Below are 12530 nucleotides of genomic sequence, written 5' to 3'. Positions count from 1 at the left end.
AGCGGTCTAATCCAATTTGTTTGCCGTTGACCGGGAAATTGGTTTAAACCAATTGGTATACACCAATTATGATGAGTGCAGAGAGGAGCTTGATTCCGTCTTGACGGTCCGCTTTCGAGGCGCCGCCGGCCTTCCCGGACGCCCCCCGTGACGGATCGGCCGCCCGATTCGCAACCGCACGGTAACCGGGGGCTGTCACGCTCTGGTGCATGCCACCCCCCGTACGGCGGCGCCTGGCCGTGGTCGTCTGCCTGGCCTGGGCGGTCGCCGGCTGCTCCCCCGACGCCACGCTCGTCTCCACCGGCGAGGCCACCGCGGTCACGCCCGAGGAGACCTCCACGCCGGGGCTCTACCTGCAGCGGCTCCACGCGACCTACTTACGGCCCGGCGACTGCTTGCTGGAGCTGCCCCGCGACCTCATCGCGACGCTCGTGTCCTGCGAGATGCCGCACGCGGCCGAGTACGCGTCCATCTACGTGCTGCCGGAGGGCCCGTGGCCGGGCGAGGCCGCGGCGAGGCTCCAGACTCTCGGCTGGTGCGGCCCCCGGCTGCGCGTGAAGGCGTCCCGGCGGCAGGAGGTCAGGGCGGGGGCCCTGCTGCCGCTGGAGCACGAATGGCCGGCCCAGCGGACGGCGTACTGCCTCGCCGTGCCGCGCGCGGGCGAGCTGGTGGGACGGGTGCTGAACTGACGACGCTTCATTGCGTGGGAGCGGGTACATCCCCGGCCATGACACCTTTCCAGCGCTATCTCGCGGAGGAGGTGGCGCTCGACCACGCCGACGGGCTCATCACGCGCCGCGAGGCGCTGCGCCGGCTGGGCCTGCTGGGTCTCGCCGTGCCCGCCGCGGCCGCCCTGCTGTCGGCGCGCGGCGCGGCGCCGCACGCCGACAGCAGGGCGGCCACCTCGCCGCCCCCGGTCTCGCCCACGGGCGCGGACACGTCCATGCCGGCGGGCCCGTCGCCGCTGCCGACGGAGGAGATCACCTTCGCCGGTCCCCAGGGGGTGAGGTTGCGGGGCGCCTGGGCGGCCGCCCCGCGACCGAGGGGGGCGGTGCTGGTCATCCACGAGAACCGTGGCCTCACCGACCACATCCGGTCCGTGGCGGGCCGGCTCGCGGCGAGCGGCTATTCGGCGCTGGCCCTCGACCTGCTCTCCCGCGAGGGTGGCACGGCGTCGTTCGCGGACCCGGCGCAGGTCATGGCCGAGCTCGGGGAGATCGCGCCGGACCGGTTCGTCGCCGACATGAGGGCGGCGGTGGACGAGCTGGGCGAGCGGGCCCCCGGCGCCAAGCTCGGCATGGTGGGCTTCTGCTTCGGCGGCGGGATGACGTGGCTGCTGCTGGCGTCGGGCGAGCCCCGGCTGGCCGCCGCGGCGCCGTTCTACGGACCGCTGCCCGAGGGCGCCGACCTGGGCGGCAGCCGGGCGGCGGTGCTCGCGGTGTACGCCGAGCGGGACGACCGGGTCAACGCCTCCCGCCCGGCGGCCGAGGCCGCACTGAGGAAGGCGGGACTGACGTACGAGATCGTGACGTTCCCCGGCGTGCAGCACGCCTTCTTCAACGACACGGGGCAGCGCTACGACGCGGGGGCGGCGGCCCAGGCCTACGACCGGCTGCTCGACTGGTACGACCGCCACCTGTCCTGACGGCTCGGGCAGCCGCCGGGGCCGGTGGCGGCGCCCCCGGCCCGGTCCTCCGGGGCGGTCGGTCAGTCGTTGAGGTGCTGGCGCAGGTAGGAGTCGACCTGGTCGAGCGCGATGCGCTCCTGGCGCATCGAGTCGCGCTCGCGGATCGTCACGGCCTGGTCGTCGAGGGTGTCGAAGTCGACCGTCACGCAGAACGGCGTGCCGATCTCGTCCTGGCGGCGGTAGCGGCGGCCGATGGCGCCGGCGTCGTCGAACTCGACGTTCCACCGGCGGCGTAGCTGCGCGGCCAGGTCGCGGGCCTTGGGCGACAGGTCGGCGTTGCGCGACAGCGGCAGCACGGCGACCTTGACCGGGGCGAGCCGGTGGTCGAGCCGCATGACGGTGCGCTTCTCCATGACGCCCTTGGCGTTGGGCGCCTCGTCCTCGCTGTAGGCGTCGAGCAGGAACGTCAGCGTCGCCCGGTCGACGCCCGCCGCCGGCTCGATGACGTAGGGGACGTAGCGCTCCTGCGTGTCCTGCTCGAAGAAGCTGAGGTCGACGCCGGAGGCCTTGGAGTGGGCGGTCAGGTCGAAGTCGGTGCGGTTGGCGATGCCCTCGAGCTCACCCCACTCGCTGCCGGTGAAGTTGAAGCGGTACTCGATGTCGACGGTGCGCTTGGAGTAGTGGGACAGCTTCTCCTTGGGGTGCTCGTAGAGCCGGAGGTTGTCCTTGTTGATGCCGAGGTCGGAGTACCAGCGGTAGCGCTCGTCGATCCAGAACTGGTGCCACTCCTCGTCGGTGCCGGGCTTGACGAAGAACTCCATCTCCATCTGCTCGAACTCGCGGGTGCGGAAGATGAAGTTGCCCGGGGTGATCTCGTTGCGGAACGACTTGCCGATCTGGCCGATGCCGAACGGGATCTTCTTGCGCGCCGACTGCTGCACGTTGAGGTAGTTGATGAAGATGCCCTGCGCGGTCTCCGGCCGCAGGTAGGCCAGGCCCGACTCGTCCTCGACCGGGCCGAGGAAGGTCTTGAGCAGGCCGCTGAACTGCCGGGGCTCGGTGAAGGCGCCCTTGTTGCCGCAGTTGGGGCAGGTGACGTCGGCCAGGCCCTGCTCGGGGGCGCGGCCGTTCTTCTCCTCGTACGCTTCAAGCAGGTGGTCGGCGCGGAAGCGCTTGTGGCACGACTGGCACTCGGTCAGCGGGTCGGTGAACGTCTCGACGTGGCCGCTGGCCTGCCAGACCTCACGGGCCAGGATGACGCAGGAGTCGAGGCCCACGACGTCGTCGCGCGCCTGGACCATCGACTGCCACCACTGGCGCTTGACGTTGTTCTTCAGCTCGACGCCCAGCGGGCCGTAGTCCCACGACGCCCGCAGACCCCCGTAGATCTCGCTCGACGGGTAGACGAGCCCGCGGCGCTTGGCGAGGCTGACGATGGTGTCCATGACGTCTGTACGGCGTGCCATGTGGTTGGGTCTCTTTCCGGCTGGAGGTCGGCGAGGGGAACGAACGATGAATGAACTCTCAGCTTAGGGGACATGGGGCGGCCCTCGCGCGGGAGTATCGCTACGCCCTGTCCTGCGTGTAGACGTCCTCGAAAGCGCTGGGTTCGTTGACCATGAGAATCATGAGCGGATACATCGTCATCCGCGCGGCGGAGAGGGCTCTGCGGTAGAACCCGGCGCCCTCCCATTCGCTGACCAGGGCCCACAGGTTGGGCTCGTCGACCGACCGGGCCAGCCTGCCCCGCAGGTAGCCGGGCTGGAGGGCGAGCGTGTCGAGGATGGCGTGGCCTTGCTTGACGAAGTCCTGGGACTGGGCTTCGGGGACGGTGTAACGGATCACGGCGAGCACGCCTCCCAGGATGTCAGACGTTGTCGCACCGCTGCGCGATTCCGGCGGGCCCGAGGGTTAGGCTCGGGCCGTGGCCACCGACCGAGACCGCCGTGACGTCCGCTCCGGGCGGGCGCGCGGGCCCAAGGGCGCCCGGCGCCCGCTGCCCGCCGGCGAGCAGTTCTTCACGCCGGGCGCGACCGGCCTGCGCAAGGCCGTGGAGGCGCGCAGCGCGACGCCCATGACCTTCCTGTTCACCCAGGTGCCCCGGTGGGTGACGCCGGCCGTGCTGGTGGCTCTGCTGCTGGCGGGCTTCGCGGTGAGCGGCTGGCCGGGCGCGGTGGCGGTGCTGCCGGTGCTGGCGTTCGTGGGGTGGCTGGCCTATCTGTCGTGGCCGTCGCTGGGCGTGGGCGGGCGGGTGCTGCGGGTGGCGATGCTGGCGTTCCTGCTGGTCCTGGCGGCTGACCGGTTCGGGGCGTTCTAGGCGGTAGCCACCCTAATTTTGACAATCGTTTTCATTTTCCGCATACTTGATGGCGTGATGTCCAGAACGCCCCGAATGCTGGCCGGTCTCGTCGCAGGGAGCGCGCTGCTCGCCGCCGCCGCGTGCGGGTCCGGCTCCGCGCAGACCTCCGGGCAGACCTCGTCGCAGTCCTCGTCGCAGTCCTCGTCGTCCGACCCGGACGGCCGTCCCGCCGTGGTCGCCGCCATCTACCCGCTCCAGTGGCTCAGCGAGCAGGTGGGCGGCCCGGACGCCGCCGTGTCGGTGCTCACCGCGCCGGGCGTCGAGCCCCACGACCTGGAGCTCGGGGCGCAGCAGGTGGCCCAGCTCCAGAACGCCGCGCTGACCGTCTACGTCAAGGGCGTGCAGCCCGCCGTGGACGAGGCCGTCACCCCGGAGACGTCGTTCGACGCCGCGACCGCCGTGACCACGCTGCCCGCGGGCGAGGACGCCCACGCCCACGAGGAGGACGCGGCCCACGGCCACGAGGAGGGCGAGCAGGCGCACGACCACGAGGGCGAGGCCGCCGACCCGCACATCTGGCTCGACCCGTCGCGCCTGGCCACGGTCGCGACCAAGCTGGGCGAGCGGCTGGCTGCCGCCGACCCGGCGCACGCGCAGGGCTACAAGGACCGCGCCGCCCGCACGGCGAGCGCCCTGACCGCCCTGGACCAGGAGTTCTCCAAGGGCCTGGCCACCTGCACGACCAGGACGATGGTGACCGCGCACGCGGCGTTCGGCTACCTCGCCGACCGCTACAAGCTCCAGCAGGTCGGCATCACGCTCGACCCCGAGCAGGAGCCGTCGCCGGCCAGGCTCGCCCAGGTCGCGACAGCCGCCAAGAACGCCAAGGTCACCACGATCTTCACCGAGGCGCTGGTCAACCCCAAGGTGGCCGAGGTGCTGGCCAGCGAGGTCGGCGCCCGGACGGCGGTGCTGGACCCGCTGGAGAGCAAGCCGTCCGGCGATTACCCGTCGGCGATGAGGGACAATCTCAAAAGCCTGCAAACCGCCCTGGGGTGCACGGCTTGACCAAGGGATGAACGCATGAGCGAGACCGCCTTCGCGATGACCGGCGGCCGGGTCACCCTCGACCGGCGGCCGATCCTGCGGGGTGTCGACCTGACGGTGCGCCCGGGGGAGGTGGTCGCCCTGCTCGGCGCCAACGGCTCCGGCAAGTCGACGCTGGTTCGCGCCCTGCTCGGCCTCATCCCGCTGTCGGGCGGCCAGACCCTGGTGTACGGCAGTCCGCCGGCGAGGTTCCGCCAGTGGTGGCGCATCGGCTACGTGCCGCAGCGCCTGCAGGTCGGCGGCGGCGTGCCGGCCACGGTCCGCGAGGTGGTGGCCTCCGGGCGCATCGCCCGGCAGAGCAGGCTGCGCCGGACGAGCGCCGCCGACCGGGCGGCGGTGGCGGGCGCGCTGGAGTCCGTCGGGCTGGCCGGGCGGGCGGGCGACCCGGTGCAGGAGCTGTCCGGCGGCCAGCAGCAGCGGGTGCTGATCGCCCGCGCGCTGGCCGGGGAGCCCGACACGTACGTCATGGACGAGCCCACGGCGGGCGTCGACGCCGAGACCCAGCAGTTGCTCGCCGACACGCTGGCCACGCTGGTGCTCGAAGGCAAGACCATCGTGCTGGTCGCCCACGAGCTGGGCCCGCTGGAGCCGCTGGTCACCCGGGGCGTCGTGGTCCGCGAAGGCCGCATCGCGCACGACGGGCCGCCGCCCCGCCCGGAGGGCGAGTGCGCCAGGCCGGGGCATGAGCACGTGCACCCGCACGCGCCCGCGGAGCCGGGCAGCCCGCTCGGCGGCGGGGCCTCGGTGGGGCCGCTGACCGGCTGGCAGGGAGAGGCATGATCGGCGAATTGCTGAACGCGGAGTTCTTCCGGCTCGCGCTGGTCGCGGCGCTGCTGGTGGGACTGTGCGCGCCCGCCGTCGGCACGTTCATCGTGCAGCGGCGGCTCGCGCTGCTCGGCGACGGCATCGGGCACGTGGCGCTGACGGGTGTCGCGCTCGGCTTCCTGACCGACACCGCGCCGATCATCACGGCCGTCCTGGTGTCCGTGGCCGGCTCGGTGGCCATCGAGCTGGTCAGGGCACGCGGCCGCACCAGCGGCGACGTGGCCCTGGCGCTGATGTTCTACGGCGGCATCGCGGGCGGCGTCATGCTCATGGGCATCGCGCCGGGCGGCAGCAGCACCAAGCTCAACTCGTTCCTGTTCGGCGCCATCGCCAGCGTGACCCGCGAGGACATCTGGATCATCGGCGGCCTCGCCGTCGCGGTGGTCGGCGTGGTCACGGTGTTCGGCAGGGAGCTGTTCGTGCTCTGCCAGGACGAGGAGATGGCCAGGGCCAGCGGCCTGCCGGTGCGCTTCCTCAGCCTGCTGATCGCCGTCACGGCGGCGCTGACCGTGGTCATCGCGATGCGCGTGGTGGGCCTGCTGCTCGTCAGCGCGCTCATGGTGATCCCAGTGGCGACCAGCCAGCAGATCACCCGGGGCTTCCGCTCGACGATGGCGCTGGCCATGGTGCTGGGCGTGGTCGCCGCGGTGGGCGGCCTGCTGGCCTCCAGCATGTCGGCCCGCGTGCCCCCGGGGGCCGCCATCGTGCTCCTCGCCCTCGCCGGCTTCGTCCTGGCGCTCGGTGTCGGTAGATTCGTACGCCGAGGCCGACCCCAGGAGTCCACGGTGAGCGAGCACCCCAACCGCGTCGAGGAGGCTGCATGACGACCAGACGCGACGCCGTCCACGACACCCTCCGCCGGAGCGAGGGTTTCCGCAGTGCGCAGGACGTCTACGCCGAGATGCGCCAGCACGGCGCCAAGATCGGCCTGACCACGGTCTACCGCGCCCTGCAGGCGCTGGCCGACGGCGGCCAGGTCGACGTGCTGCGCACCGACGACGGCGAGTCGGTCTACCGCGCGTGCGCGAGCGGCGACCACCACCACCACCTGGTCTGCCGCCGCTGCGGCCGCACGGTCGAGGTGGCCGGGCCGGCCGTCGAGCGCTGGGCCGAGATGATCGGCGGCGAGCACGGCTTCACCGAGATCACTCACACGGTCGAGGTCTTCGGCACCTGCTCGTCCTGCTCGGCGTCGGTGCGGGCCGGCTGAGCGCGGCGCGAGCCGTACAGCACCCCGGCGACGATCACCAGGCAGCCGGTGAGCTGCAGCGGCGACGGGTCCTCCGCCAGCAGCACCTTGGCCAGGACCACGGTGGTCAGCGGCTGCACGAGCAGGAGCAGCGCGGTGAGCGCCGCGGGCTGCCTGGGCAGCGTGTACGTGATCAGCGACCAGCCGAGCACCTGGGGGCCGAGCGCGAGCAGCAGCAGCCAGCCGTGCGCGGGTCGGCCGGGCGTGAGGTCGGCGCCCCCGAACAGGGGGCTCAGCGCCGCGATCGACACGGTGGCCACGACGGTGGCGTGCGCGAGCGGGCCCGCCGAGCGCTGCGGCCCCGCCTTCATCAGCAGCAGGAAGGCCGCGTACGCCACCGACGTGGCCGCACCGGCGAGGACGCCGAGCATCGGGTCGGAGCCGTAGGCGGCCGAGTCGAAGACGCCCGAGATGAGCACGACGCCGGCGAACACCACCGGCGTCGCGATCATCAACTGGTTCGACGGCCGCTCCCGGAAGAGCGCCCAGGCGGCGAACGCGACGATGAACACCTGCAGGTTGCCCAGCACGGTCGCCAGGCCGGCGCCGACGTAGTCGATCGCGTGGTGCCAGAAGAGCAGGTCCAGCGCGAACAGCACGCCCGCCGTCCAGGCGAAGGCCAGTGACCTGCCGCGCAGCGGGCCGAGCCGGCGGCGTTCGAGCCAGGCCAGCACGATCATCGGCGGGACCGCGTACGCGCACCGGAACAGCGCCGAGGTGGCGGGCGAGACCTCGGCCAGCCGCACGAGGGGCCCGGAGGTGGAGATGATCAGTGCACCGGCTGTCGCGATCAGCGCGATACGGCGATGTGCACCCACAGACCGACCCCCGAGAGCTCTGACAAGAGATACGCTGCGACCACGCTAGAATCCGGTCCCGACAGGAGTCAACATGCCGTTTGGCCATGACACGGTCTATTCGCTGGCCACCGTCGTCGAGCTGGTCAACACCTCTCCCTCGACCGGCGGCGACGACGATCTGACCGGCCTGGCCGACCTGCAGGCTTTCGTGCAGGCGCGGCAGGTCAGCGGCATCAGCACGCTGACGACGCGTGACCTCGGCCAGGTGCGGCTGGTGCGGGAGGCGTTCCACCGGGTGTTCACCGCGCCCGACCAGCCGACCGCCGTGCGGCTGCTCAACGTGCTGCTCGCCGAGACCCGGATCACGCCCCGGCTGACCGAGCACGACGGACATCCGCTGCACATGCACTACTTCGCGCTTGACGCGACGCTGGCCGAGCACCTGGCGGCCGACTGCGGGGTGGCACTGGCCCACCTGCTGGTGGAGGGCGAGTGGGAGCGCCTGCGCACGTGCGCGGCCCCCGACTGCGAACGGGTGTTCGTGGACGAGTCGCGCAACCGGTCGCGCGTCTACTGCGACAGCCGCACGTGCGGCAACCGCATGCACGTGGCCGCCTACCGGGCCCGCCGCCGCGCCTGACCCCCGGCCCCGCGCCCGGACGCCACCGTCAGGGCCGCCCCCGGCGGCCGGAGGGGCCACGCAGGCCGTGCCGGTCGGCCCACGCCGCGACCGCCTCGGCGATGGCGCCGGGCTGGTCCTCGGGGGTGTGGTGGCCGGCGACGGCGTCCCGCCGGTCGATCTCCAGCGCCGCCATGTTCGCCGCGCACCACGCGTACGTCTCCGGTCCCATCATCACGCCGGGGCCCGGCTCGAAGACGATGAGCAGCTTGGGCACGTCGGCACTGGCCGCCAGCCACCTCCCGTACGCCTCGATCCTGGCCACCACGTCGGCCGGCTCGCCGTCCAGCGGCATGGAGCGCGGCCAGCGCAGCAGCGGCAGCCGGCTCTCGCGCGTCGGGTACGGCTCCCGGTACGCGGCGAGGTCGTCCGGGGCCAGCGGGACGGCGACGGTGGCGGGCAGCGCCTGCTCGACGAAGGCGTTGTCGTCGAGAATCATGGCCTCGCCCACGCCCTCCGTCCTGATCGCCCGGAACAGCGGCCGGCCGCCCTCGGGGAACTCCTCCCACGACATGGGCTTGACGATGGTCTCGGTGAACGCGATGCCGCGCACCCGGCCCGGATGGCGGGCGGCCCAGTCGAAGGCCAGCGCGCCGCCCCAGTCGTGGCCGACGAGCACCACGTCGTCGAGGCCGAGCGCGTCGAACCAGGCGTCCAGGTAGCGGGCGTGGTCGGCGAAGGTGTAGTCGATCGCCGGCTTGCCGGAGCGTCCCATGCCGATCAGGTCGGGCGCCAGGAGCCGTCCCGGGTCGCCGACGGCCGGCAGCACGTGCCGCCACAGGTGGGAGGAGGTCGGGTTGCCGTGCAGGAAGACGATCGGGGTGCCTGCGCCCCGCTCCCGGTAGGAGATGGTCGAGTCGAGTACGTGCTGGACGGGCATGTCGGATCCTGTCAGGTGCCGGGTCGCATGACGCGGGCGGGTCATCGGAAGGCGGCCAGGTTGCGGGCGGCCCAGTCGGCGAAGGCGCGGGGCTCGCGGCCGAGGACGGCGGCGACGTCCGGGCTGACCGCGCGCTCGGCCGCGGACGGCTCGCCGAGGATGGCGAGGGTGGCGTCCACCACCGGCTCCGGCATGAACGCGAGCATCTGCGCCCGCGCCTGCGCCCGCGTCTGCTCGGTGAAGGCGACCGGCTCCCCCAGCGCCTCGCCGATCATCGCCGCCCGTTCCCGGGGGGTGACCGCCGCCGGACCGGTCAGCTCGTAGGTGCGGCCCACGTGCCCGGCCTCGCGCAGCGCCGCGGCGGCGACCTCCGCGATGTCCGACGGGTCGATGACCGGCAGCGCGACGTCGCCGAACGGCGCGGCGACCGCCCGCCGGGTCCGGACGCCCTCGGCCCAGGCGTAGGCGTTGGAGGCGAACCCGCCGGGCCGCAGGATCGTCCAGTCGAGGCCGGACCCGCGCACGGCGGTCTCGAACGCCGCGGCGTGGGCGTACGCCCGCGGCCGGGTGCCGGCGCCCTGGGAGGACAGCAGCACCACCCTTTCGACGCCGGCGGCCTCGGCCGCGCCGAGCACGCCCCGCGGGTCGTCGCCCGCGACGAGCAGAAACAACGCCTTCGCCCCGGCCAGCGCTCCGCCCAGACCGGCCGGCTCGGCGAGGTCACCCCTGCGGCGCGTCACGCCCGGCTCGGGTCGCGCCGGGTCCTGGGGGGATGCCGGACGGCGGGAGACCGCCGTCACCCGCTCCCCCGCCGACGCCAGCACCCGTACGAGCTCCCCGCCGACGTTCCCGGTGGCTCCTGTCACGACGATCACGGCTTCACCTCTATTAGTTAGTTGTCCGACTCACAAGGACCCTAGCGCACACCTCCCGCTCCGTCCATAGTCAGTTAGCTGACTCACACGCAAGCCGCGAAGAACGTTCGGACCCGGCCGACGACCTGACCCGCGCGGCACCGGCCGGCCGGCCGCCCGGGGACGGCCGCTAGCGTTCGGTGTCGCGGTCGAGGACCGGCTTGACGTCCACGATCGGGGTGCCGTCCAGCGCTTCGAGGTCGCTCACCCGCACCCGCGTGCCGTCGACGGCCAGGACGCGCACGCGGTGCAGGCCCACCGGGTTGGGCCGGTCGGGTGAGCGGGTGCTGAACACGCCCGTGACCGGCCGGGCACGGTCACCGCGCGGATGGACCGCGAGGACGTCACGCCGGGCCCGGTCGAGCCAGGTGAGCACGATGACGTCGTCGCCGGGCCGCAGGTCGCGCAGGCCGTCGCGAACCCGGTCGGCGAACACCAGCCACGCCGCCGGCGCGCCCTCGTCGCCCTGCCGGGGCGCCTGGGCGAGGTCGCTCAGCGGCGACTCGACCCGGCCGATGGGCCGCACCAGGTAGCCGTCCACGGCTGGACCTCGCCTAGACCTGGTTGGGGACGGCGCCGCCGTAGCGGCGGTCGCGCTTGGCGTAGATCTCGCACGCCTCCCACAGGTCGCGGCGGTCGAAGTCGGGCCACAGGCGGTCGAGGAAGACCATCTCGGCGTAGGCCGACTGCCACAGCAGGAAGTTGGAGAAGCGCTGCTCGCCCGACGAGCGGACGAACAGGTCGACCTCGGGGATGTCGGGCTCGTCGAGGTAGCGGGCGAAGACCTTCTCGTTCACCTTCGACGGCTTGACGCGGCCGGCCGCGATGTCGGCCGCCAGCTTGACCGCGGCGTCGGCGATCTCCGCCCGGCCGCCGTAGTTGACGCAGAACTGCAGGGTCAGCGTGCGGTTGCCGACGGTCATCTCCTCGGCCGTGCGCAGCTCGTCGATGACGCTCTTCCACAGCCGGCCCGGCCGGCCCGCCCAGCGCACCCGCACGCCCATGGCGTTGAGCTCGTCACGGCGGCGCCGGATGACGTCGCGGTTGAAACCCATGAGGAAGCGCACCTCGTCGGGTGAGCGCTTCCAGTTCTCCGTGGAGAAGGCGTAGGCGCTCAGGTAGGGGATGCCCAGCTCCAGCGCGCCCTCGATCACGTCGAACAGGGACGCCTCGCCCGCCTTGTGCCCCTCGGTGCGCGGCAGGCCCCGCGCCTTGGCCCAGCGGCCGTTGCCGTCCATCACGATGGCCACGTGGCGCGGCACCAGATCCCGCGGGATGGGCGGCGGAGTCGCCCCGGACGGGTGCGGGGACGGCGGTCGGACGTTCAAGCTGGCTCCCTCTCTACGTGTCGAAGAGAGCGTATTCCGTGCTCCAGGTGCCATTGCAGGTATGCGGCGACCAGGCCGCTGCACTCGCTGCGATGGCGCTGCTCGGAGGCGTCGGCCACCGCCCAGTCACCGCGCAGCAACGCGGTCATCAGCCCGATCGTCTCGGCGGCCGGCACCGCGGCGCCCGCCGGCTTGCAGGCGCCGCACACCACGCCGCCCGCCACGATGGCGAACGCCCGGACCGCCGGCGCCTGGCACTTGGCGCACGCCTCCAGCGCCGGCGCGTAACCGGCCACCGCCAGCGAGCGCAGGAAGTAGGCGTCGAGCACCAGCCGCGCCTCATGGCTGCCGTCGGCCAGCGTGCGCAGCCCGCCCACCAGCAGCAGGAACTGCCGCAGCGCCGGCTCCTTCTCCCCGTGGGTGAGCCGGTCGGCGGTCTCCAGCATGGCGCTGCCCGCCGTGTAGCGCGGGTAGTCGGCGGTCAGCGCCTCGCCGTAAGGTCTGATGGTCTCCGCCTGCGTGACGACGTCGAGCGTGCGGCCCGTGTGAAACTGCACGTCCACGTGCGTGAACGGCTCCAGCCGGGCGCCGAAGCGGGAGGTGGTGCGACGCACGCCCTTGGCCACGGCCCGCACCTTGCCGGTGCGCCGGGCGAGGACGGTGACGATGCGGTCGGCCTCGCCGAGCTTCTGCGTGCGCAGAACCACGCCTTCGTCACGGTAGAGACTCACTCGCCCATCTTAGGGCCGCGCAGCCGTTGTGTTACGGACTTGCGTCAGTGACGCGACTCTGTGCAACTCTCACTAGACTCAGACGCCTGTC

Annotated in this window: 16 protein-coding genes; 8 read left to right on the top strand and 8 right to left on the bottom strand. The window is 72.6% G+C overall.

The genetic code is table 11. The features are described 5' to 3' along the window. Positions 1-209 precede the first annotated feature (209 nt). Both ACGF0J_RS22590 and ACGF0J_RS22585 read left to right on the top strand, forming a co-directional pair. Entirely contained in the window at positions 210-689 is a 480-nt protein-coding gene (locus ACGF0J_RS22590; RefSeq protein WP_393148795.1) for a hypothetical protein, read from the top strand. A gap of 38 nt (positions 690-727) precedes the next feature. Continuing rightward, positions 728-1645: a dienelactone hydrolase family protein gene (locus tag ACGF0J_RS22585; protein WP_393148793.1), complete on the top strand. Its 918-nt coding sequence runs from the start codon at positions 728-730 to the stop codon at positions 1643-1645. Between the two features lie 62 nt (positions 1646-1707). Here ACGF0J_RS22585 and ACGF0J_RS22580 read toward each other — a convergent pair whose 3' ends face one another. Together ACGF0J_RS22580 and ACGF0J_RS22575 are read right to left on the bottom strand one after the other, a co-directional pair. After that, positions 1708-3093, bottom strand: a complete 1386-nt coding sequence (locus tag ACGF0J_RS22580) for a glycine--tRNA ligase (RefSeq protein ID WP_393148791.1) — start codon at positions 3091-3093, stop codon at positions 1708-1710. A 100-nt stretch (positions 3094-3193) separates the two neighbouring features. Next, on the bottom strand, positions 3194-3481 hold the full coding sequence (locus ACGF0J_RS22575) for an antibiotic biosynthesis monooxygenase family protein (protein WP_393148789.1): 288 nt from the start codon (positions 3479-3481) through the stop codon (positions 3194-3196). A 70-nt stretch (positions 3482-3551) separates the two neighbouring features. Between ACGF0J_RS22575 and ACGF0J_RS22570 the strand changes: the two genes are divergently transcribed. The 5 genes from ACGF0J_RS22570 to ACGF0J_RS22550 are packed head-to-tail and all read left to right on the top strand — an operon-like array spanning position 3552 to position 7068. Continuing rightward, positions 3552-3944, top strand: a complete 393-nt coding sequence (locus ACGF0J_RS22570; protein WP_393148787.1) for a DUF6703 family protein — start codon at positions 3552-3554, stop codon at positions 3942-3944. Positions 3945-4001: 57 nt separating this feature from the next. Beyond that, a complete protein-coding gene (locus tag ACGF0J_RS22565) occupies positions 4002-4994 on the top strand; it encodes a metal ABC transporter substrate-binding protein (RefSeq protein ID WP_393148841.1) in 993 nt (330 codons plus the stop codon). Positions 4995-5009: 15 nt separating this feature from the next. Then, positions 5010-5813, top strand: a complete 804-nt coding sequence (locus ACGF0J_RS22560) for a metal ABC transporter ATP-binding protein (protein ID WP_393148785.1) — start codon at positions 5010-5012, stop codon at positions 5811-5813. Next, positions 5813-6682, top strand: coding sequence for a metal ABC transporter permease (locus ACGF0J_RS22555; RefSeq protein ID WP_393148839.1), 870 nt, complete (start codon positions 5813-5815; stop codon positions 6680-6682). Before ACGF0J_RS22560 ends, ACGF0J_RS22555 begins: the two co-directional genes overlap by 1 nt. Then, the gene (locus tag ACGF0J_RS22550) at positions 6679-7068 is read left to right on the top strand and encodes a Fur family transcriptional regulator (protein ID WP_393148783.1); all 390 of its coding nucleotides are present in this window, start codon (positions 6679-6681) and stop codon (positions 7066-7068) included. Before ACGF0J_RS22555 ends, ACGF0J_RS22550 begins: the two co-directional genes overlap by 4 nt. On the opposite strand, the gene ACGF0J_RS22545 is transcribed toward ACGF0J_RS22550, so the two are convergent. Next, positions 7008-7925 carry a DMT family transporter gene (locus ACGF0J_RS22545; protein ID WP_393148781.1) on the bottom strand — a complete coding sequence of 306 codons (918 nt, stop codon included), beginning with the start codon at positions 7923-7925 and terminating at the stop codon, positions 7008-7010. The genes ACGF0J_RS22550 and ACGF0J_RS22545 overlap by 61 nt on opposite strands. Positions 7926-7998: 73 nt before the next feature. Here ACGF0J_RS22545 and ACGF0J_RS22540 point away from each other — a divergent pair, with 73 nt between their 5' ends. Then, positions 7999-8547: a CGNR zinc finger domain-containing protein gene (locus ACGF0J_RS22540; RefSeq protein WP_393148779.1), complete on the top strand. Its 549-nt coding sequence runs from the start codon at positions 7999-8001 to the stop codon at positions 8545-8547. A gap of 28 nt (positions 8548-8575) precedes the next feature. Here ACGF0J_RS22540 and ACGF0J_RS22535 read toward each other — a convergent pair whose 3' ends face one another. From ACGF0J_RS22535 to recO, 5 genes are all read right to left on the bottom strand, one after another. Continuing rightward, entirely contained in the window at positions 8576-9466 is an 891-nt protein-coding gene (locus ACGF0J_RS22535; protein WP_393148777.1) for a haloalkane dehalogenase, read from the bottom strand. Positions 9467-9507: 41 nt separating this feature from the next. Beyond that, positions 9508-10341: an NAD(P)H-binding protein gene (locus tag ACGF0J_RS22530; RefSeq protein WP_393148775.1), complete on the bottom strand. Its 834-nt coding sequence runs from the start codon at positions 10339-10341 to the stop codon at positions 9508-9510. A 169-nt stretch (positions 10342-10510) separates the two neighbouring features. Next, positions 10511-10921 (bottom strand): tRNA (N6-threonylcarbamoyladenosine(37)-N6)-methyltransferase TrmO, encoded by a 411-nt coding sequence (gene tsaA, locus ACGF0J_RS22525; protein WP_393148773.1) that lies wholly within the window; start codon positions 10919-10921, stop codon positions 10511-10513. A 13-nt stretch (positions 10922-10934) separates the two neighbouring features. Then, a complete protein-coding gene (locus ACGF0J_RS22520; RefSeq protein ID WP_393148771.1) occupies positions 10935-11708 on the bottom strand; it encodes an isoprenyl transferase in 774 nt (257 codons plus the stop codon). Continuing rightward, positions 11705-12439, bottom strand: a complete 735-nt coding sequence (recO, locus tag ACGF0J_RS22515) for a DNA repair protein RecO (RefSeq protein ID WP_393148769.1) — start codon at positions 12437-12439, stop codon at positions 11705-11707. Before recO ends, ACGF0J_RS22520 begins: the two co-directional genes overlap by 4 nt. Positions 12440-12530 lie beyond the last annotated feature (91 nt).

The organism is Nonomuraea sp. NPDC047897, from assembly GCF_043204415.1.
Classification (GTDB): Bacteria; Actinomycetota; Actinomycetes; order Streptosporangiales; family Streptosporangiaceae; genus Nonomuraea.
The sequence above is the reverse complement of the archived record's forward strand: the minus strand, read 5'-3'. Positions and strand labels throughout refer to the sequence as shown.